The 19,100-nt window shown below is 62.7% G+C and carries 19 protein-coding genes; 5 read left to right on the forward strand and 14 right to left on the reverse strand.

The features are described from left to right. Window positions 1-6: 6 nt before the first annotated feature. Window positions 7-1,479, forward strand: coding sequence for a hypothetical protein (locus ACOOE1_RS10590; RefSeq protein ID WP_420406307.1), 1,473 nt, complete (start codon window positions 7-9; stop codon window positions 1,477-1,479). Window positions 1,480-1,491: 12 nt separating this feature from the next. On the opposite strand, the gene ACOOE1_RS10595 is transcribed toward ACOOE1_RS10590, so the two are convergent. Together ACOOE1_RS10595 and ACOOE1_RS10600 are read right to left on the reverse strand one after the other, a co-directional pair. Then, window positions 1,492-2,139 carry a c-type cytochrome gene (locus ACOOE1_RS10595; RefSeq protein ID WP_420406308.1) on the reverse strand — a complete coding sequence of 216 codons (648 nt, stop codon included), beginning with the start codon at window positions 2,137-2,139 and terminating at the stop codon, window positions 1,492-1,494. A gap of 229 nt (window positions 2,140-2,368) precedes the next feature. Continuing rightward, the gene (locus tag ACOOE1_RS10600) at window positions 2,369-3,508 is read right to left on the reverse strand and encodes a zinc-dependent alcohol dehydrogenase family protein (protein WP_420406309.1); all 1,140 of its coding nucleotides are present in this window, start codon (window positions 3,506-3,508) and stop codon (window positions 2,369-2,371) included. Between the two features lie 284 nt (window positions 3,509-3,792). Here ACOOE1_RS10600 and ACOOE1_RS10605 point away from each other — a divergent pair, with 284 nt between their 5' ends. Then, window positions 3,793-4,248 carry a GNAT family N-acetyltransferase gene (locus tag ACOOE1_RS10605; RefSeq protein WP_420406310.1) on the forward strand — a complete coding sequence of 152 codons (456 nt, stop codon included), beginning with the start codon at window positions 3,793-3,795 and terminating at the stop codon, window positions 4,246-4,248. Here the strand turns inward: ACOOE1_RS10605 and ACOOE1_RS10610 are convergent. The 3 genes from ACOOE1_RS10610 to ACOOE1_RS10620 form a co-directional block, all read right to left on the reverse strand. Continuing rightward, a complete protein-coding gene (locus ACOOE1_RS10610) occupies window positions 4,245-5,495 on the reverse strand; it encodes an FkbM family methyltransferase (RefSeq protein ID WP_420406311.1) in 1,251 nt (416 codons plus the stop codon). The genes ACOOE1_RS10605 and ACOOE1_RS10610 overlap by 4 nt on opposite strands. Window positions 5,496-5,637: 142 nt before the next feature. Next, the gene (locus ACOOE1_RS10615) at window positions 5,638-6,405 is read right to left on the reverse strand and encodes an SDR family oxidoreductase (RefSeq protein WP_420406312.1); all 768 of its coding nucleotides are present in this window, start codon (window positions 6,403-6,405) and stop codon (window positions 5,638-5,640) included. A gap of 38 nt (window positions 6,406-6,443) precedes the next feature. Then, complete coding sequence (locus tag ACOOE1_RS10620; RefSeq protein WP_420406313.1) at window positions 6,444-7,970, reverse strand: ankyrin repeat domain-containing protein; 1,527 nt, start codon at window positions 7,968-7,970, stop codon at window positions 6,444-6,446. Window positions 7,971-8,530: 560 nt separating this feature from the next. On the opposite strand from ACOOE1_RS10620, the gene ACOOE1_RS10625 reads away from it, so the two are divergent. Beyond that, on the forward strand, window positions 8,531-9,118 hold the full coding sequence (locus ACOOE1_RS10625) for an exonuclease domain-containing protein (RefSeq protein ID WP_420406314.1): 588 nt from the start codon (window positions 8,531-8,533) through the stop codon (window positions 9,116-9,118). Between the two features lie 13 nt (window positions 9,119-9,131). Here the strand turns inward: ACOOE1_RS10625 and ACOOE1_RS10630 are convergent, their stop codons facing one another. From ACOOE1_RS10630 to ACOOE1_RS10665, 8 genes are all read right to left on the reverse strand, one after another. After that, a complete protein-coding gene (locus tag ACOOE1_RS10630) occupies window positions 9,132-9,614 on the reverse strand; it encodes a gamma-glutamylcyclotransferase family protein (RefSeq protein WP_420406315.1) in 483 nt (160 codons plus the stop codon). A 7-nt stretch (window positions 9,615-9,621) separates the two neighbouring features. Next, window positions 9,622-10,002: a hypothetical protein gene (locus ACOOE1_RS10635; RefSeq protein WP_420406316.1), complete on the reverse strand. Its 381-nt coding sequence runs from the start codon at window positions 10,000-10,002 to the stop codon at window positions 9,622-9,624. A gap of 102 nt (window positions 10,003-10,104) precedes the next feature. After that, window positions 10,105-11,046 carry an acetamidase/formamidase family protein gene (locus ACOOE1_RS10640; protein ID WP_420406317.1) on the reverse strand — a complete coding sequence of 314 codons (942 nt, stop codon included), beginning with the start codon at window positions 11,044-11,046 and terminating at the stop codon, window positions 10,105-10,107. A gap of 33 nt (window positions 11,047-11,079) precedes the next feature. After that, complete coding sequence (locus ACOOE1_RS10645; RefSeq protein ID WP_420406318.1) at window positions 11,080-11,655, reverse strand: DUF2062 domain-containing protein; 576 nt, start codon at window positions 11,653-11,655, stop codon at window positions 11,080-11,082. Between the two features lie 172 nt (window positions 11,656-11,827). Beyond that, window positions 11,828-12,643 (reverse strand): phosphonoacetaldehyde hydrolase, encoded by an 816-nt coding sequence (gene phnX, locus ACOOE1_RS10650; protein WP_420406319.1) that lies wholly within the window; start codon window positions 12,641-12,643, stop codon window positions 11,828-11,830. Window positions 12,644-12,660: 17 nt separating this feature from the next. Continuing rightward, window positions 12,661-13,797: a TIGR03364 family FAD-dependent oxidoreductase gene (locus ACOOE1_RS10655; RefSeq protein WP_420406320.1), complete on the reverse strand. Its 1,137-nt coding sequence runs from the start codon at window positions 13,795-13,797 to the stop codon at window positions 12,661-12,663. 75 nt (window positions 13,798-13,872) lie between these two features. Beyond that, entirely contained in the window at window positions 13,873-14,400 is a 528-nt protein-coding gene (locus tag ACOOE1_RS10660) for a PAS domain-containing protein (protein ID WP_420406321.1), read from the reverse strand. A 226-nt stretch (window positions 14,401-14,626) separates the two neighbouring features. Then, window positions 14,627-15,247 carry a TIGR01244 family sulfur transferase gene (locus tag ACOOE1_RS10665; RefSeq protein ID WP_420406420.1) on the reverse strand — a complete coding sequence of 207 codons (621 nt, stop codon included), beginning with the start codon at window positions 15,245-15,247 and terminating at the stop codon, window positions 14,627-14,629. A 57-nt stretch (window positions 15,248-15,304) separates the two neighbouring features. Between ACOOE1_RS10665 and ACOOE1_RS10670 the strand changes: the two genes are divergently transcribed. Continuing rightward, window positions 15,305-16,507 carry a pentapeptide repeat-containing protein gene (locus ACOOE1_RS10670; protein ID WP_420406322.1) on the forward strand — a complete coding sequence of 401 codons (1,203 nt, stop codon included), beginning with the start codon at window positions 15,305-15,307 and terminating at the stop codon, window positions 16,505-16,507. Window positions 16,508-16,520: 13 nt separating this feature from the next. On the opposite strand, the gene ACOOE1_RS10675 is transcribed toward ACOOE1_RS10670, so the two are convergent. Then, complete coding sequence (locus ACOOE1_RS10675) at window positions 16,521-17,636, reverse strand: hypothetical protein (RefSeq protein ID WP_420406323.1); 1,116 nt, start codon at window positions 17,634-17,636, stop codon at window positions 16,521-16,523. Window positions 17,637-17,830: 194 nt separating this feature from the next. On the opposite strand from ACOOE1_RS10675, the gene ACOOE1_RS10680 reads away from it, so the two are divergent. Next, window positions 17,831-19,075, forward strand: coding sequence for a pentapeptide repeat-containing protein (locus ACOOE1_RS10680; RefSeq protein ID WP_420406324.1), 1,245 nt, complete (start codon window positions 17,831-17,833; stop codon window positions 19,073-19,075). Window positions 19,076-19,100 lie beyond the last annotated feature (25 nt).

Below are 19,100 nucleotides of genomic sequence, written 5' to 3' on the forward strand. Positions count from 1 at the left end.
CACGTCATGGCAGATCAGCAAAAAGCCGAAGCACAAAGCTTCAAGGACGCGATCTGCGAGGAAGTGGCCGACTTCTATTCGCGCAAGTCACGGGACGCGATCGGCCGGGCGGCAGGGCGCTATCTCCAGTCCGTCAGGCTGACACCGACCGAGCTGCTGCACTCGACGCGCCACCAGCGCAATTTCAGCGATGCGGGTCAGACCCTCATGCAGGCGGTCCAGAAAACCGCCATTGCTCAGGTGAAAGGAACCCAGATGCCCGTCAGCGAACGGGTGAGACGGCTGTATGAACTGACAGACGCTCTTCATAAGGACTGTCTCGAGAAACTGGAAAAAGACCCGCCGGGCAAACTCGAGAAAGAAAACCTTCCGGATCTGATGGCGACCCGGCGCGGCGAAAAGCCGGCGGAGCACGCCTTCCGGGTCCGCGCCGCGCTGACGGAAACGCTCGACGGCGTGAATGACTGGGTGAAGAAATTCGAAACGCTGTACGACCTCGGCCACACCATCACCGGGATTGAGGCGTTCGGGCATTTCGACCCCTTGATCGCCGAAATCCTGCGTGCTCCGGATGCGGCAAAGAACATCTTCGGCCAGATGCGCTCGACCGGCGAGGAGGTGGAGCGGCTGATGGCTCTCCACCGCGGCGAGATCGAACCCTTCGAAGCCCCGGACAAGCCGGCAAACGCGAAGAAGTTCTATACTCTGGCGAAGTCCGGCTATATTCCGGAAACCCGTGACGTCATCCTTCGTTTGCTGGTCCGCGCTCTGGAATCGAGTGGCAAGCTGACCAACGGGAACCTCGGCGCCGAGCTCGAGCAGGTCCGAAGCATCTACGCGAAGATGAACACACCGAACGGCTTCCTCGGTGGCGATGAATGTCAGACGGCGCTCGAGAAGCGAGAAGCCTCTCTCTTGAGCGACGAGACCATCGATCTCGTCGTGGGCGGGCGCATAGAGGTGCCCGACAAGATCCTGATGGCCCTCCATCTGCGCAAGGGAGCGATCAGCGAGAAGGGCTCGGACTACCTCTCAAGATATGTGACCTCGATCATGGGGCAGCCCGATTTCGAGCGCGCGGTCCGCAACAGCGAAGGCAGCCTGGAAGACAAGCTCGCGCTGCTCGCCAAGATCTTCAAGGAGACCAAGGCGAACCGCTTCCCACCCCGCATCGAGGACCGGATCTGCGGCGCCGTAGAGGAACTGCAGGCCACGATTCTGGAGCAGTCCGGCTTCTACAAGAAGCTGGACGCCCGCTCGAACACGACCGCGGCAAAGGCGCTCAAGGTGATCGATCTGCTGGCCGACGGGATTCTCGTCGGCTCCGGCAATGTGAAGGTTGCGCGCAAGAGCGCACATGATTTCATGAAGAAGCCGGACTTTCTGGAGAGTTATCTCTCCGACGCCGCGGATGCGCAGAGCAAGAAATCGATGCTTCGGGATCTGGAACAGCGCCTCAAGGCCGCGGGCCTCGCCTGACCGTCGCCGCCGTTATTCCGGTGGACGCCGCATGGCGGCCTCTTCCTCCTGCCGGTCCCGCGTCTCCTCCGACCAGCGACTCTTGATGAAGGCGACCAGCGCCCAGATCCCCGCGTCCGGTATCTGCATCTCGAATCCCGGCATGTCATTCTTGTAGCTGCGCGGTGAAAACGGCTGACCGCCGTATTTTATGACATCGAATATATCGTCATCGCTGAGCCGCCAGATCGGCGCCGTGCCGTCCAGTGGCAGTGCGGGTCTGTGACCGCGGGGAAAATCACCGTCCCAGCCCGACTGCCCCTCGAGGGCATCGCCATGACAGAAGGCACAATTGTCCCGGTAGAGCGCACGGCCCTCGGAAACCAGGACAGGATCCTGCCAGTCGGCCCGGACAGCTGTCTCGACGACCCGGCGTTCGTAATAGATCGACGCGGTCGTGATCATCACACCGATCAGGATGGCGAAGGCGAGGAACCGGCCTTTCGGACCGAGCTTGCGGGAAACGCGCCCGGCAAGCCCGCTCTCCGCGGCCTCGATCTCATCTTCCGCCGCGTCGACAATCTCCCGCAGCAACCGGTCGCTTCGACGGTCTCCGCCAAACGCTCGTGCGCGCATACGCGCCAGCCTGCGGGACCGCCGTTCATCGTGTGTCCGACTCATCGCCCGTCTCCGCCATGGGTAAGCTCTCAGACATGTTCGGGATAATACGCCATCGCCGCGGATCCGGCCAAATCACGGCAAATACCGCGCATCGCCCCGGCCGAATGACTCTCGCCTGTGTCCTGCTTCCGGCTGACCGAGAACACGAGCCTCGCGCATCCGGAATCGGCCCGAACGTCGCGAGATCGGCATAGGTCGGCGCCATAGGGATCAGCGCATCGCACGGGTTTCAGGCCGCCGCGTGCGGCGTCAGGATCTGGCGAATGGCCGATCCGTCGGCCAGCCGGTCGAAGCCCTCGTTGATATCCTCGAACCCGACCGAGCGGCTGATCAGCGCATCGATCGGCAGCCGCCCCTGGCGATAGAGATCGATGAAGCGCGGAATGTCCCTGACCGGCACGCAGCCTCCCATGTAGCTGCCGCGGATCGCCTTCTCGTCCGAGACCAGTTGCGGCGGGCTGAAGGAGAACTTGCTATCCACCGGCGCCAGTCCGGCGATCACCAGTTCGCCGCCGGTGCGCAGCAGGCTGTAGCCGGTCTCGAGCGCCGGCACCACGCCGGCGAAATCGAACGCGAAGTCAACCCCGCCTTTCGTGATGTCGCGGACCTGTTCGGCCAGCTTCGGGTCGGCCGCGTTGAAGGTGTGAGTCGCCCCCAACTGACGGGCGAGGCCGAGCCGGTCATCGTTGAGGTCGATGGCGATCACAGCACCGGCACCGGCGACCTTGGCCCCGAGCAACCCGTTGAGACCGACACCGCCGAGGCCGATGACCGCGACCGTGTCTCCCGCCCGGATCCGGGCGGTGTTCAGCACCGCGCCGACCCCGGTCATCACCGCGCATCCGAATATAGCTGCAGTTTCCAGAGGAATGTCGCTGTCGACCTTCACGCAGCTGCCCCGATCGATCACTGCATACTCGGCAAAGCAGGAGACGCCGGAATGGTGCGCCAGCATCTCCCCGTCGGCCGCTCTCAGCCGCCGGCCGCCACCCATCAGTTCGCCCTTGGCACGGGCCTCCGCGTTGACTTCGCATATCTGCGGGCGGCCTTCGAGACAGCGTCGGCAGCGGCCGCAATTGGCGCTGAACTGGAACACCACGGGATCGCCGGGCACGAGGTCGCGGATGCCGGGACCGACCTCAACCACCTCGCCCGCGCCTTCATGCCCGAGCACGAGCGGGACCGGCCGCGGTCGCGATCCATTGATGACGGAGAGGTCTGAATGGCAGAGCCCGCCACCGATCACCCGGACCAGAAGCTCACCCGCCTCGGGTTTCGAGAGTTCAATTTCTTCCACCGAGATCGGCTGCGATGTCTCATAGGGCGCTTTCGCCCCGGTCTGCCGCAGCACGGCCGCCCGCATCTTCATGTTTCGTCCCCTGATTTTCGCTGGTGCTTCCGAAGCGGAATTGTCCGGCGCCGGCAACTGCTGGATATGAACCAATACTGACGCAAATGGGCGCGCCTTGCATCCGTCGTTTCCTCTCCGTCGCGGTTTGCGCGGGCGTGTTCCACGAACTCCATGACGCGCGGACGGCCGTTTTCAGGAACGACCCGCCGCCCAACGACCGGAACGGTGTTTGCGCCTCGCGCGTGTGATCACGACGCGCTATAGAAACCGCCCGTTCCGACCGAACCGAAGAGCCCGCTGCCATGCCAATCATCTTCCGCCGCGCCGCCGAGGCCGACCTGCCGGCCATCATCGCAATGCTTGCCGACGACGACCTCGGCAGACAGCGTGAGGATACCAGCGTTCCGGTCGCCGACTGCTACCAGGAGGCTTTCACGGCAATCGATCAGGATGGGAACCAGTTGCTCGCCGTCGCCGAACGCGAGGGCGAGATTGTCGGCACCCTGCAACTGACATTCCTGCCGGGCCTCTCCCATCAAGGGCTCTGGCGGGGTCAGATAGAGTCGGTTCGGGTCTCCTCGAAAATCCGGGGCGGCGGCGTCGGCCGACAGATGCTCGACTGGGCAATCGCGACCTGCAAGGCACGCGGCTGCCGTATCGTCCAACTGACCAGCGACAAGAGCAGGACCGACGCGATCCGGTTCTACGAGAGCCTCGGCTTCACCGCGAGCCACGAAGGCTTCAAGCTGAAGCTCTAGATCCGCGGGAGGCAGTAGAATATCGACTCGTACCGCGTCATCGAATAACTGCCGAAACGGAACTCGTAGCCCTCGCACATGGCCATCATTTGCAGCGGCATTTCCCAGAGATGCCGGGTCGCGTGATAAACGCTGAGCGCGATCTGCGGCCGGTAGCGGGCGACGATCTCCGGAAGGTCGCCGATGAGCATCTCCTCGGCCCCCTCGACATCGAACTTCATCAGGTCGATCCGCTCCGGCGCGATCTCCCGGATCAGGCTGGTGAGCCTGCGCGTCGGATAGACCAGCCGCGGCTTCCCGCTCTGTTCCTTTACCTCGGGGGTCATCGCATGGGGATGGGAAGCTGCCTGGCCATCCTCGTAATGTATGAAATCCGTCTCGCCGTCGCGGTCGGTCACGCAGTAGGGGAAAATCTCGACCAGGCTGTCATACTGGCCGATCGCATCCCGGACATAGCGGCTCAGATAGGTGTGGCCGAGCGGGTCGATATTGATCAGACGCCCCTGCCCCTGCATCAGGGCCGCGAAACCCGGTATCTCGAAACCGTCGAAAACGCCGAAATTCAGCACCGTGTCACCCGGCGAGACCCGGATATGTTCGAAATATTGCTGCCCCCTCAGCATCGTGTTGAGGAAGGCCCCGAGCCTTGCCGAGGGTGGGTCGCGCAGCACGGACAGATAGGCGGCCTTGCTGCGGTCGTCGGCGAGCGCACCGTGGACCGCCCGGATCTCTTCGACGGCGGACTCGACCCGGTTTGGTTCGTGGAGCGGCGGGTACAACTTGGAAGGTATCCCGACCCGCCCCCCCACCAGCCTCGCGATCCCCTCGCGCATCAGAATGGTATTGGTCATGTCCTTCGACAGGCGGCCCGCTTCTTGCGCCTCCCGGTCTTTTTTCCGGTCGAGTAGATCGGACACTTCGCTCAGAAACCGGGAGAAGCCGCTGGACGGGCAATCCGCCGCAAGCGGCAGGACCATGATCCGGTCCGGCGGCCATCCGGCTCCGGCGAGCCGGCGCGCGCGGCCCTCCCAGTCCGCATCCGTGACCAGCATGAAGGTCTCGCCCTTAGGCGCGGGCAAGTCCTGATCCGGCCCGATCACGCCGAGGCAGTCCGTCCCCGGACGGAGCCGCGAAACGAACCGGACAAGCTTCTGGGTCAATGCATCAGCGCCATAGACCCAATAGGATGCCGCTGGCAGATCGATGGGGTGCGAGACGGCCTTGTAGGCAGCGTTCGGAGATGACATGTCGCCTTGTTTCCAGATTTCGACAGGCTTGTAAACAGATCAGGAGTTTGCGCAATACCGTCCGGTCGAACGACAAGACTCCACTCCCACGAACCCGCAGCGAAACCGGAGACGACCGCTCAAATCCGGACCACCGAGAGGATCAACGGTAGGTCTGGCCGCCATCGAGGTCGACCACGATGCCGGTCGCCCAACCGGCCCTTGGCGAGCATAGGAACGTGACCACGTCGGCGATCTCCTCCACGGTTGCCGCCCGTCCGAGCGGCTGGCCGGCGAGGAAGTCCTGCCAGCGCTTCTCGTCGCCCTTCTCGTCTCTCGCCTTGGTCTTCAGCAGGGTAACGAGCCGGTCGGTCGCCACAAGGCCCGGATTGACCCCGAGCACGCGCATCCCGTCGGCGAGCGCGTTCGAGCCCATTGCCTTGGTGAAGGCGTTGAGCGACGCGTTGCCCGCCGTCCCGGCGATATACTTCGGATCCAGCTTCACGCCGGCGAGACCGATGACATTGAAGATCACACCGCCGCCCTTCGCCTTCATCAGCGGATAGAAGGCGCGGGCCATGTTGATATAGCCGAAGACCTTCAGATCCCACGCCTGGCGCCAGGTCGCTTCGTCGATCGTCTGCAGGTCGCCGCCCGGAATCGCGCCCGCGTTGTTGACGACGATGTCGGGTACCGCAACCGACTGACTGAGCCGCTCCACCGCGCCCGGCGCGGAGAGATCCAGTGGATGAATGGCGCATTCCGCGCCCGCGCCGGCCAGCAGGTCCCGTGCCTGCTCCAGCCGCTCCGTGTCGCGGGCGACGAGATCGATTGCGCAGCCTTCCGCCGCGAAAGCCCGCGCGCAGCCGAGGCCGATCCCCTTGGATGCGCCCGTCACCAGAACGCGCTTCCCTTTCAGTCCGAGATCCATCCCTTTGCTCCCTCTTGTTCCTGCAGACGGTGGTTGTCCTATCCGCCGCCGTCTCCACCGATACCATGCGTCTCCCGCCAGTCGGAAAGAAAGGACGCCATTTCTTCCGAGCCGGTCGCGCGGAGATCCTCTAGCGGAAAGCGCGCCCCGGCTTCGAGCAGCAGTCGCGCGCAGGCAATGTGATCGGCCCCGTCGACCGGCGGCGCGAACTCCGCCCCGTGGATCACCGTGCCGACCGCATCGCCGCCGAAACGGTTGCGGTGGGTGAGGTCCGGTTCCATCGTGAGCAGAAAAGCGACCTGATCCGCCTGCCCGCTCCAGCAGGCAGCATGCAGCGGGGTCAGGTTCATTTCATCCGTCTCGTGCGGGTCGAGCCCCGCTGCGAAGAGGGCCTGCAGATGCGGCAGGGCTCCCGGCTGACCGGCGATCCTGACGGCGAGCCTCCGATCCTCGCCGCCGAGCGCCAGCCCTCGAACATCGCCCCTCGGCTCGCCGCCGCCTGCACAGGAGGCCAGAATCGCGACCTCGGGCGACAAGTCCTCGCCATAGCCGCGCTCCCGTAGAGCACGGGCGAAGTCGCGATTGCCGTAGAGACAGGCGAGCGCATAGGCCGTCCGGCCTTTCCAGACCGCCCGCGCGTCCGCGCCGTGGTCGAGCAGTAGGTCCGCGAACGCAGCAGAGCGCCCGCGCCGTGCCGCCTGATGCAAGGCGGTGAAAGTCACCGGCGGCTGACCGCCCGGATGGTGCTGCAGTCCCTCGTTGGGATTGGCGCCGTGTTCCAGAAGAATGCGCACCGGTTCGATACGGTCGAAATCCAGCGCTCTCGCGAGCGCATTTGTACCGTCGGGATTGACGCCGTGCCGGCAGAGCAGATGCAGCCCTTCCGTATGCTCCAGTTCCACAGAATGGTAGAGGCTCTCATTGTCGTCCGGGCTCGCGCCCTGCTCCAACAACCAGGCCGCAAGCGGCATGTTGTCGCCGTGCCCGACCGCACCATAGAGCGCGGATTGACGGTGCGAGCTTGCCGGATCCGCCGCATAGCTCTCGTTCACGTCCGCGCCGTTGGCGCGCAAGAGTTCGGCGATCTCGAGGATCTGCCGGGACGGAATCTCCGCGCATGTGTGATAGCGCGAGAAGCAGAGATGAATGAGCGGCGTACGGCCTCCGATCTCCGTTCTCGCCGTTGCCGGCTCTGCCGCGATCCGGGCCCGCACAGCCTCGAGATCGTAGAGCGCGAGTTCGATCGCGATGTCGAAATGTGCCAGTGCCGGCTCGGCGCCGAGCAATTTCTCGATTACCCAGCCCTGACCGTGAAAGAGCGCTGCCTTCAGCCGTTGGGCCCTCTCCGCGCCGGTCATGTCCCAGGTCTCGAGCGCAAGCTTCAGTTTGGGCCAACTCTCGAGGCCGTGCTCCACGGCAATGACATGAAGAAAATCCGCGTGGCGCGGCGCAATTGCGTCCGGCAGGACGCGGTTTAGCCGCTCGACCGCATCACGTTCTCCGGCGGCAAAGGCCTTTTTGAGACGTTTCGCCGAACGGCGCAGGATTTCCAGGTCGGCAGGCATCCGTTTTCTCCCGTAGCGCGCCCATGGATCCGCTGCGTCGGGCGCCGGAGGAAAACCGGAACAGAGGCTTGTAACCCAAGGTGCTTTCGCTTTCCGCGGATCGGGGTGCCGCCTTGCCGGCACGAAATTGCTATCACCGTCATGCATCAGGCGCAATACAAGCGACCGCGCTATGCGCACGAATTCGCCCGCATCCGGTTGACCCTCGGGTCGTTCGCAGGCACGCTTTTCCTGTCCCATCCGGACAAGGCGAAACCCATAGAGGGAGGTCGTTAACGCGATGGAACCACCGATGCAGGAAGCGCGTCCCTGACGAAGGGGCGCGACGGCAACAAGACGGCCCGGGCCGTCAGTAAGTCCGCAGACATATGAAATTGAGAGAGCCACAGGCTCGATAGTCTGTCTTATGCAACAGACACAAAAAATGCTATGCCCCACCCGACGCAGACGCGCGGTGGGGCTTTGCATTTCGGGGATTCCCACATCACGCTGGGACCACATCACGCAGGGGGCCACGTCGCTCACGGCCCACACCGCTCACGGAACGAAAACCGGTATCGATGCACAAGAATCTCAGGCACGACCGCGTTCTGGTCGTGGACCTCGAACTGACCTGCTGGGACGGCCCGCCCCCAGAGGGCGAGCACGCCGAGATCATCGAGATCGGTCTCGCCGAAGTTGACCTGAAACGCGACGAGATCGTCCGCACGGCCTCAATCCTGACCAAGCCGGTGGACTCGCGGGTCTCCGCTTTCTGCGCCGACTTCACGGGCATCACGGAAGAAATGATCGCCGCCGACGGCATCCGCTTCCAGGACGCCTGCCACCGATTGCGCAAGACCTACGGCGCGAGCTCGAAACTCTGGCTCGGCTGGGGTGCGGACGACGCGCTGTTCGAGGCCGAGGTTCAGGCGAAGCAGGCCGTCGACCCCGCCTCGCACTGCTATCTTGATCTCTGCCGGGTGCAGGAATACGTGCTTGCGGGCGGGCGCCGGGTCTCGCTCGACGAAGCGCTCGAAGTCATGAAGCTGGAGCGGGCCGGTACCGCGCACCGGGCCGAGGGCGACGCGATCGATACCGCGCGGCTGTTCCTCGCCTGGCGCGAACGCTTCGGTCTCGGCTATCTGCCGCACGAGCATTTCGACTAGGAGCGCGGGGCAATCAGCGCCCGAAAACATCCGCGACCGTGTCCAACCACAGCCTATCGGCGGCCTCGCCGTCAAGCGTACCGTAGGCCGTCATGTAGATTTCGGCGACCCGAAGGAACCGGTCCTTCTCGGTGCGCGCCCACTCCTCGTAGGACCACGGTAGATCGGTCGGCGCGACGTTGCTGACGGCGCCGCAGAAATGCGCGTCCAGCGGCCCGTCCGCCGTCTCGACCACAGTCTGCTCGATGGCGAAATCGAAATCCTCGAAGTAACGGATTCTCCGATCGTCCTCGTCGGAATAATCCCGCAGAAGCAGGCCGCGCACGCTGCCTCCCGGCGACTCGACGAGCGCCGGGTAAGGCTCGTTGGCCACCCTGACACACCTATAGCCGCGCAGTACGGCAGAGGTGGAAAGCGCTCCGGCCGGACGGGCGAGCACCAACTCGAGCACGTCCGGGTCCATCAGGGTCCCGAAAAAGAAATAGGGAAGTCGCATGAGCAGCTCAGTTGCCGGCCGCGAGATGCACCGTGCAACGGGTCGAACCTTCGCGACTGAAGATGTAGACGCCCTGCTCGACGGGGAAATTGCGCGGCCGGCGAATGTCGCGCGCACGGGCAGCCCTGTAGATTCGCCCGCCGATCCGGGCGATACCGCCGCCGAAACGATTGAATCGCCCGGCGCGGCAGGCCTCGGTCGCCTGCTTGTCGAAATCGGCGACCTGCCTGAGGTCGCGGCTCTCCAGCAGAAGCAGGCCGCGTTTCGCCGCGTTCTCGTAGATCGTGCGCTTTTCCAGACTTACCTTCTTCATGCGCCATTGCGGCCGTTCCGGCGCCCGGGACATGTGACGCGGATTGGTACGGTCCGGCGAAACGCGGTCCGCCATTGCCGGCCCGGCGACCGTAATCCCGCCGCACAGCAAGCCCGCACAGACTATCGCGAATGACAGATTTCGGAGCGGCTTCCTCAAAACGAACCTCCCGAATCGCTAACCGGCATCAAGCAGGTGCTTGGCCAGCATTACATGTATGCCCTTGTTGCCGTTCACCATCTGAGTCACCCGCAGATCGGCCGCAAGGCTGCACAGCATATAGGCCTCGGGACGGCTGCGGTTGGTCCGCTCAGTTATAAGGTCCAGCATCTGGCGCAGCGCCTCGCGTCCCGCTTCGTCAAGATCCTCGTTGAACGCCATGGTGATGAAGTGATCGGGCGTCTCCGCGCGCGGCAGCGGCAGGCTCATGTCCTTCCTCACGGTCAGACGGAACCGGCCTTGCAGCGCGGTCTCTATGGCTGTGACGCAAACCTCTCCGTCACCCTGGCAACCGTGCCCGTCGCCCGCCGAGAAGAGCGCGCCCTCGACGAAAACCGGCAGATAGAGCGTCGTCCCCGCCACCAGTTCCTTGTTGTCGAGATTGCCGCCGTTGGCACGCGGCTGGATCGTGCTGACCCGGCCCCAAACCGGCGGCGGCGCCACGCCCATCACGCCAAAGAACGGCGCGAGCGGGAGTTCGAGCCCCCAGGGCAGGCGCCCGACATTGCGCTCGATATCGATGCCGATGGTGGTCTGGGTAATCTCGTCGAAATCGTCCGGCAAAGCGCCCTTGAGCGGCGCGCTGTAATTGAATCCCCAGTCCTGGCGCGGCTTGACATCGAGAATCTCGACCTGCAGCACGTCGCCAGGTAGCGCGCCCGCGACATGCACCGGTCCGGTCAGGATATGACCGGGCAGGCCCGGCCGCATCGTTTCGATCACCTCGCGATGTTCCGGCAGGACGGTGTAATCCGGGCCCGGCAGGACCGGCTTGTCGCCGGAGATGGTCGAAATCGTGACTTCGTCGCCGGAGGCGACAGACAGCACCGGTTCCAGAGCGGCGTCGAAGAATCCCCAGTGAACCGTTTTCGGACTGCTCTCTAGCCTATGCTCCGGCATCCGTCTCTCCTTCCCCCGACACGACAAATATGGTCAGCGTCCATTCTCCGTCGCGGCCGGTCCGGATTTCAGCGGCGTCTTTTTCCGCGCCGCCTTCCGGGCCTGACGTTCCCGCCGCGCCACCTTGAAACGCTCGATATAGATATGACTCCAGCGATAGCTCAGCCATCCGCCGCCGATCATCCACGGCAGGCAGCCGACGAAGAGCGGCAGCCCCCACTCGTCCATCATCGCGCTGAAATAGACCCAGACCGCCATGATACCGGAGATATCCTGCCCGAGAATCTTCTCGAGACGCGCGGCGAAATGCTCGAAGGCGCTGAGACTGTCCCAGCGTCCGAGCATCAGGTTCCCGGTCTGCAGGAAGATGTAATAGACGATCGGCACAGTGAAGACGTTGGTCAGCCAGGTCCAGGCAAGGGCGACCACGAGATTGAAGCTCCAGTTCGGACGCAACAGGCGGATCAGCGACCAGATCCCCGCAATGATCGGCATCTGTATTCCGACCAGAGGCGTGAGGGAGACAGCGACGCCGATGCCCACACCGCGCGCCGTATACTCCGGCAGGTCGGTTCCCCGAAGGATGGGGATAACGAGCCGGTAACGCATGAGGCGCCTGAGCGGAGTGATCATATGGTCGGTCAAACTGGTCGAGGGTTGCCAATCGGCGTCACCGACAAGCGATAGCAAGTGGGTTCCGCCGCGCGCAAAGAGAGAATTGCACGACTTTCTTTACATTTCGTCACCGGCTCGCGGAATGAAAGACCGCGCCGGCGGAAATTCACGGGCGTTCCCCCTTCCCGAGACGCGCCTCGATATCGTCGATGACGTCAAGCAGGGAGGCCACGCTGTCGATCAGGTAATGCGGATTGGCGGTCCGCAAGGTTTTCTCTGCCTTCCGCTTACGCTCGGCAAAGCTCTCCTCGTCGAGCGCCGCGGTCTCCTCCCGGGAAAGCCCAAAGGCATTGCCGGACACCGTAACCCCCACCGTCCAGCAGCCCGCCGCATTGCCTTCCGCGATGCCGGGTTCGGTATCGTCGACCTTAATGCAGGCCGCCGCCGGCCAGACGTCGAGATCGAGGAAACATTTGTACATCATCAGCGGGGTCGGCCGTCCGTGGGCGAGATCGCCGGCGCAGACCAGATTGTCCGGTGCGTAGCCCAGATCGCGCGCGATCGGCACCAGCCGCTCCATGATTTCACGGTTGTATCCGGTGGTAGAGCCGATCTTCAGGCCGCGCTCCCTCAGGGCATCGACGGTTTCGAGCGTCCCGGGGATCATGTCGGCGAAATCCGGAATCACATCGACGTTCATGGGCACGAAGACTTCGTAGATCCGATCGACATCGGCGTCGGTAAAAGCCGCTCCGTGCGCCTTTTTCCAGGCCTCCGCGATCCGCGGCTGGGTTCCGACTGCCTTGATGTGATCCCATTTCGGCAGCCCCATCGGAGCCCGCGCCTCGTCGATGGTTATTTCAACGTCGAAGGCGGCGAAGGCGCGCTGGAAGACCCCCATCGGCGCCCTGCTACCATGGTCGATGACGGTGCCGGCCCAGTCGAAGATGACGGCTCTCAGGCCTAGCTTTTCCGCGGACATCTGAAACTCCTCTCGATCTATGCCGCCGCGCCGTAGAGCGACGCGACGGTCTCCTCTCCGAGCGCGAACGCCGTGCTCATCCCCGTACCGCTGGAGACGACCAGGATGCGAACGCCGTCGGACGGGCTGTCTATGAAGGCCGTACGGTCCTTCGCGGAAGGATAGATCCCGGTCCAGCGCTCGATGACCTTGCTGTTTTCCAGGGCCAGCACACGGCCCGCTTCCTCGAGGATCAAATTCTCCACTGCCGCCGGCGCGAACGGATCGGGGGTCGCCGCATAATGATGCGAGTCTCCGACGACAAGGGAACCGTCCGCACCCTGCACGACAATCAGGTGGATACCGTGCGCCAGCCATTGCGGCTGCTCCCTGTCCAGCCGCGCACGGAGGGTCTCGGACGCCGCCAGTCCGGTATAACCCTCGTAACGCACCAGACTGAGATCGGACATGATTGCACCGGGAAGCTTCCATTCCGGCGGTTGCGGCGCCATCCGCAGCATCTGCAGCTTGCAGAGCCGAAGACCATAGGCCGAGAGGCGTTCAGGAAAAAGGGTCGCCAGGTCCGGCCCGGGGCAGACCACAACCGCCTCCGCCTCGACTGGCCCCGACGTCGTTTCCACGCGCCCTTCTGAGACGCCGTGCACAGCCATGGACCAGCGCATGTCGACACCGTGCGCGGCCTGCAGATATCGCGCGATCCTCGGCAGCGCCTGGCGCGGCTCGACCCGCGCCTCATGCGGACTCCACATTCCGGCGGCAAGCCGGTCCCGGGCCAGCACCGGCGCTCTTTCCGCCGCCTCCTGCGCCGTCAGCATTGTACATTCGCGGCCCATCTCGGTGGCCGCGAATTCTTCCAGCACGGCGACCGCCTCCGGCCGCTGCGCCGTCACCATCAGACCGTCGTGCAGGACCGGAATGCCGGCCTTGGGCACGATCTCGCGCCAGATCGCCGCAGACCGGCGCGCCCGCTCCCAGGTCTCGCCCGCTTTCTGACCGGTGACGGTGACGAAGCCGAAATTCCGGACGGAAGCACCGTTCGATTGCGCGTCCCGATCCATGACGATGACGCGCTTGCCGCGCTTCGAAGCCGCCAGCGCCGTCGCCAGCCCGCAGATGCCGCCACCGACAATCGCGAGATCGTAGGATTTTGCCATATTCGTCCGTCCGAACCGAGGTGCCGGCTGCGGATAGCACACCGGCATGACAAGTGAGTTACTCAGTAGAGCTTATTACACCGGTGCATCAACGGCGAGAAACGCGTAGCGGTCGGAGATGTCCTGCCACTGGCCGACGTCGAACATTCGGACATGCGGCAGGACGGGCGGTGTGTCCCGGTGGAAGACCTGCGCCACAAAGGCCATGTCCGCGTTCCCGCCGTCGCGCGAGAGCGGCATCATCAGGCGTGAGGTTCCGAGCATCCGCCCCTCGTCCCAGCGGAACCGGCTGTGCGAAAAAACCGGAACCTTTCGTTCACAGGTCAGCATGAAGAGACCATGGATGAAATCGAAATAGCTGCCGCGCAGGACTTCGGAGAGATCGATACCGGTGATGTCCCGGCCGAAATTCTCGGCAAAATTCGTTCCGACCACCCGATGGCGCACGTTCCGCGCCGCGAGGTCGACATCGGTCAGCAGGCTGTGCGGAAGCAGGGCCGCTCCGATTTCCAACGGATCCAGATCCCGGCGCAACGGGATCTCCGCCCCGTTCCCGATGCGAGACCAGTAGTCGAACGCGCGGCCGAGGACGCCGTTCCCCAATACAGTTTCCGTACTATTCGGCAACGCAACACGCCCCAAACGCGGTGCATGGGAGCCAGCACATGCTCGCCCCGGTCCAAGCGTGAGTCTATCATTGCATTTTAGATTAACTCAAACGGTTTTCGCATTGAAAAACAAAGATAAAACTAATCCAATTGGTGCAAAATACCTGCTTTTGCACCCTTAACGGATAGGGCGCCCGCCGCGGATCGTCCCCGGCTTCACGTCAACCGCGAAGTTCCGTCCGGTAGCCCTCGAGAAGTGGCGCAACAGCGGCCAGGTCGTAGCCTTGCGCCGCGGCGGCCGACGAGACCTCTGCAATCGATCTGCCGTGAAAGCAGACTTGCGTCAGCGCCCACAGAATGGTGGATCGCGTTCCGCTCCGGCAGAAGGCGAACACAGGCCCGTCGGCCGACTCGATTGCCGCGTTATGGTCCGCGACGAGTTCGGGCGTGAGCGAAGGCATCGTCATTGGAATAAACCGGTACGACAGCCCCGCCGCTTCGGCAGCTGACCTGAGGTCGGCCTCCAGAGCCTGCCCCGCCTCCTCGCCATCCGGCCGGTTGTTGATCACGAACTTAAAGCCCAGATCAGCTATTGCTTGCATATCCGAAGGCAAAACCTGACCATCGACCGCATAATCTTCACTGATTTCTCTTATATTCATTACAGATGCACTCCCACGCCACATTCCTGAAATCTGGTTGATTTTTCCCACAATGCAGCACTCGAAACGACTCCGAAACCGCCAAGAGTTCTGTTCTTCGCGATGAATCGCACCGATGCCCCTGCCTACTTGGTTCATAATCAAACCCGATCTGATATAAATCAGGCTGAAGACCACCATGCCGAGCACGTTGCTTCCAGCAGTCTGGATCGGAATATGGGTTTGGGGGAACCTATGGTGTCACGGTCGATTGACCAGCATCTCCTAAAGGAAGACGCCCAGAAGTTCATGGGCACTTTCCTTGCTGAACACAAGAAGTGGCTGCAACGCAAAGCCGGCGGCAAGCAGTGCGACTTGTCGCGCCTGGACCTTGCCGGCATCAGTCTCAAGAATGCCCTGCTTCCGCGCGCCATCCTCGTCGGGACGGGCCTCCAGCAGGCCCAGTTGGAAGATGCAGATCTGAGCGAGTCGGACCTGTTTGGCGCAAAACTCGAGGGCGCCAATCTGAAACGCGCCAATCTGAAGCGCACGATTCTGCGCGGCGTCAATCTGAAGAGCGCCGATCTATCCCATGCGGATCTGGAAGACGCGGACTTCCGCGGCGGGCTGGTGCTCGGCGACTCGCCGGACGAAACCATCGGCATGGAACAAAGCGATCTCAGCGCCTGCCTGATGGACTTTGCCCGCGGCCAGCGTGCCAAGCTCTCCAATGTCGATCTGAGCGGCGCCAGCCTTCGCGAAGCCAACCTGAAAGGCGCCGAACTGTTCGGGTCCGATCTTTCCGGCGTGGATCTTACCGGCGCCAATCTCGAGGATGCCGACCTTTCAGACACGCGGCTGACGGACGCAAAGCTGGAGCGCACGATCCTCAAGGGCGCGCGCCTCGCCAACAGCATGGTCAGCGAGGACGCCCTCGCAAGGGCCGAGATTGATTCGGGCGCCTTGGACGAGATCAACAACGTCAAGCTCAGCATCAATCTCGACACCACCGGCGATTTCAAATCGCTGCCGCAGGACCTCCGGATCGCCCTCGCCCAGCATTTCGAATGGCTGCAGTCGAACGGCGAACGCGGTACGCGCGCGATCATCAAATCGATGTCCTTGCGCAAACTGAAGCTGCGGCGTCAGAATCTGACCGGCGTATCGCTCTATTCCTGCGATCTGAGTTATGCCGATCTGTCCTTTGCCAATCTGGTGCTGGCCGATCTTGAGAAATGCAATCTCATGAACGCGACGCTTTCCGGGGCCCTGATGTTCGGCACCAATCTGAAAGGCGCTTTCCTCAGCGGGGCCGATCTCTCCAATGCCCATGTGGGAGCGATGCCGATATTCGGCGCCGACGGCAAGCGCACCGGCAAGGTCCGCAAGACGGACATGAGCGCCGCAAATCTCAGCAACGTCAAATTCGACGGCGTCGATACGGACAGTATCGTCAAATAGGGCGGACCTCGCGTCAGCCCTTCGCCGCGTGTCGCAAGTCCCGGTGCTGCAATCCGGCGAATATCGAGTTTCCGCTCTTCATGTGAGTGTTCACCTTGGCGTTGTAGCAGATGTGCTCGAAGCCGTGCTTGTCGACGATCTTGATCTTCTGGTTGCGGAACCGCGCCTCGTCCTTCGGCCCCGTCAGATAGAAGCGGGTTTCCTCGACCCGGTCTCCGAAGACATTCAGATCCCTGAAACCGTCCAGGACCTTGTTCGCCGCCAGGACATACCGGTGCGCGGTCCAGACGTCTGAGCCGACAGTCTGATTGGCGCAATCCCCGACCAGAATTTGATCTCCACGCGCCTTTCCGATCAGACGGGCGACATTGATGGTGACGTCGCCGACGATATATTCGTTGCGCGCGACGTATTTCGGACTTGGCTCATAAAACACGTAGTGGCTACCGCCACTGAGCGCCAACCTGAGTTCCGGCAACGGCATCTTGTCGGTCATCTCCCGCTGCAGGCTCTTGTAATAAAGCGAGAACAGGGTCATCAGAACGAAGAGGCTGATATCCTCCTCGATGCCGGTTTCCAAATTCCAGACATAGTAACCGTCGCCTGTGGTCGATCGCCCCATGACCATGGGAAGTCCCTTCTGGTGAAGGGTCGCCTCCGCGAGGGAGAGACAGAACTTCAGGGTCGACAGGTGGCTCGCCTGCTCTTCCGGACTGTGTTTCGAGAATCCGACGACATCGATGAGAAAGACGGTGCGGAAGCGGGCAAATCCGATCGAGTAGCGGGACATGACCGATTCGACGTCGTCATGCGTGAGGCCGTTGCCACTGCCGCCGATTGGGAAATCCAAACGGATCTCCGTCGGTTGCACTCCGAGAAATCCGGCGATCAGCTTGAATTCCTCGTCGGAGCAGTGGCGTGGTCCCTCGAAGATCCTCTCTTCCCGCTCCTTCAACTGAAAGAGCCGGCTTTTTGGCAGCATGACAATCTCGAGCCCCTTGCCCGACGGCCGCCAGGCCACGACCGCGCTCGACCCGAACTGTGACAGCCCGAAGAGCAACTGGTTCAGGGAAAGGCGCAGGTCGTCCCGACGTCCGGCGGACGGATGTGATCTCAGGGGCTCCTGCATGCACGTTCACCAACTGTAAAGGATTGGACCATAATCTAAGTCATACTATGGCGGTCGGAAACTACCTTGAAATCAGACAAAACAAGCTCCTCGTCGCCTTTCTTGAATACGCGGAGTTCCGATGATCCGGGCGTTTCGTCTCGACCTCCGTTCGCACCGCAGCAGCGGATATAAATGAACCATCGAGTGTCGGCATGACCGTGGCATTTGAGATCTCAGAACATAGAGCCATACCCGAAGAGGTGATGGCCGCGATCAAGACGCACCACGCGTATATCGCTGGCCGGCCGGGCGGGGTTCTGTTCAACAACAATGATCTCGACGTGTCGAAATGCCGCTTCGACTACATGTCTCTGACGCAGGCCGTCATACCCTGCGCCGATTTTTCCGAAACATCTTGCGGGCGGACAGATTTCAGCAAGTCCGACCTGTACGGCTCCAACTTCGCCTGGGCGGATCTGAGAGGGGCAATCTTCTCCAAGGCCGACCTCCGCGGCGCGAACTTCACGATGGCGGACCTGACCGGAGCCTCTCTTCTGGACGCCGACATGCGGCCCGGCCAGATCGTCCGCTGGGCCGGCAAGAATGATGGCGGCGCCACGAGCACCAATCTCGATGGCGCAAACATGAACGACGTCGACCTTCGCGGGGCCGACCTGCAGGACGCCAATCTGACCAATGTGCGCGCCATCGGTACGATGTTCACCGACGACGACATGCATGCGGTCAATCTAGCCGGAGCGACCCTGGACGGAGCCGATCTATCCGGCTCGAAACTGCGCGGCGTCATTCTCGCCGGTGCGTCGGTGATCGGGACGAACCTCTCGAACTGCGACCTGTCCGGCGCCAATCTGCGCAATGTCGATCTGTCGAAGGCCAATCTGCACAACACCAATCTCGACGGCGCGGTCACCCTGGAGAACAGTGCGGATCTTCCGAGCGAGATCGCTGAGATGATCGGACTGCACAGCAAATGGATCGTGTCCAATGGCGAGGTCGGCGACCGGGCCGATTTCGGCGGCATGGATTTGCGCGAAATCGAATTGACCGGATGCGATCTGCGCGGCGCGACGTTCTCCGGGGCGAAGCTTGACGGTGCGACTTTCGACCAGTCCGAACTGATGCTCGCCAATTTCTCCGGCGCCAGCCTGGTTCGCGCCAGCTTCATCGGCGCCGCCCTCCGTGGTACCATGTTCTCCAATGCGGACCTGCAGGATACGAAATTCATGGGCGCGCGCCTTGAGGTGGCGGAGATCTTCAATGCGCAGCACCAGCGGACAGGAAAGACGATCCCTGTGATGTTCAACGGAGCCTCCCTTCGCGGGACGAATTTCAGCCGGGCGAAGATCGATGGTGCGATTTTCACCGACTCCGTCCAGGTTGAGACGAAATGGGAACATGCAAGAATCGAAAACTGTATCGGCATCGTCAGCGGATAAGCGTCGAAAATCGGTTCCGAATATG

The organism is Nisaea sp. (assembly GCF_965216895.1).
Classification (GTDB): domain Bacteria; phylum Pseudomonadota; class Alphaproteobacteria; order Thalassobaculales; family Thalassobaculaceae; genus Nisaea.

Excerpts from the sequence above, each read along its gene's own strand:
- ACOOE1_RS10645 (WP_420406318.1), bottom strand. The coding sequence starts at position 11,655 with ATGCGTTACCGGCTCGTTATCCCCATCCTTCGGGGAACCGACCTGCCG.
- ACOOE1_RS10590 (WP_420406307.1), top strand. The coding sequence starts at position 7 with ATGGCAGATCAGCAAAAAGCCGAAGCACAAAGCTTCAAGGACGCGATC.
- ACOOE1_RS10655 (WP_420406320.1), bottom strand. The coding sequence starts at position 13,797 with ATGGCAAAATCCTACGATCTCGCGATTGTCGGTGGCGGCATCTGCGGG.
- ACOOE1_RS10635 (WP_420406316.1), bottom strand. The coding sequence starts at position 10,002 with ATGGCGGACCGCGTTTCGCCGGACCGTACCAATCCGCGTCACATGTCC.
- ACOOE1_RS10640 (WP_420406317.1), bottom strand. The coding sequence starts at position 11,046 with ATGCCGGAGCATAGGCTAGAGAGCAGTCCGAAAACGGTTCACTGGGGA.
- ACOOE1_RS10600 (WP_420406309.1), bottom strand. The coding sequence starts at position 3,508 with ATGAAGATGCGGGCGGCCGTGCTGCGGCAGACCGGGGCGAAAGCGCCC.
- phnX (WP_420406319.1), bottom strand. The coding sequence starts at position 12,643 with ATGTCCGCGGAAAAGCTAGGCCTGAGAGCCGTCATCTTCGACTGGGCC.
- ACOOE1_RS10615 (WP_420406312.1), bottom strand. The coding sequence starts at position 6,405 with ATGGATCTCGGACTGAAAGGGAAGCGCGTTCTGGTGACGGGCGCATCC.
- ACOOE1_RS10680 (WP_420406324.1), top strand. The coding sequence starts at position 17,831 with ATGACCGTGGCATTTGAGATCTCAGAACATAGAGCCATACCCGAAGAG.
- ACOOE1_RS10630 (WP_420406315.1), bottom strand. The coding sequence starts at position 9,614 with ATGCGACTTCCCTATTTCTTTTTCGGGACCCTGATGGACCCGGACGTG.
- ACOOE1_RS10625 (WP_420406314.1), top strand. The coding sequence starts at position 8,531 with ATGCACAAGAATCTCAGGCACGACCGCGTTCTGGTCGTGGACCTCGAA.
- ACOOE1_RS10665 (WP_420406420.1), bottom strand. The coding sequence starts at position 15,247 with ATGGTGGTCTTCAGCCTGATTTATATCAGATCGGGTTTGATTATGAAC.
- ACOOE1_RS10595 (WP_420406308.1), bottom strand. The coding sequence starts at position 2,139 with ATGAGTCGGACACACGATGAACGGCGGTCCCGCAGGCTGGCGCGTATG.
- ACOOE1_RS10605 (WP_420406310.1), top strand. The coding sequence starts at position 3,793 with ATGCCAATCATCTTCCGCCGCGCCGCCGAGGCCGACCTGCCGGCCATC.
- ACOOE1_RS10675 (WP_420406323.1), bottom strand. The coding sequence starts at position 17,636 with ATGCAGGAGCCCCTGAGATCACATCCGTCCGCCGGACGTCGGGACGAC.
- ACOOE1_RS10610 (WP_420406311.1), bottom strand. The coding sequence starts at position 5,495 with ATGTCATCTCCGAACGCTGCCTACAAGGCCGTCTCGCACCCCATCGAT.
- ACOOE1_RS10620 (WP_420406313.1), bottom strand. The coding sequence starts at position 7,970 with ATGCCTGCCGACCTGGAAATCCTGCGCCGTTCGGCGAAACGTCTCAAA.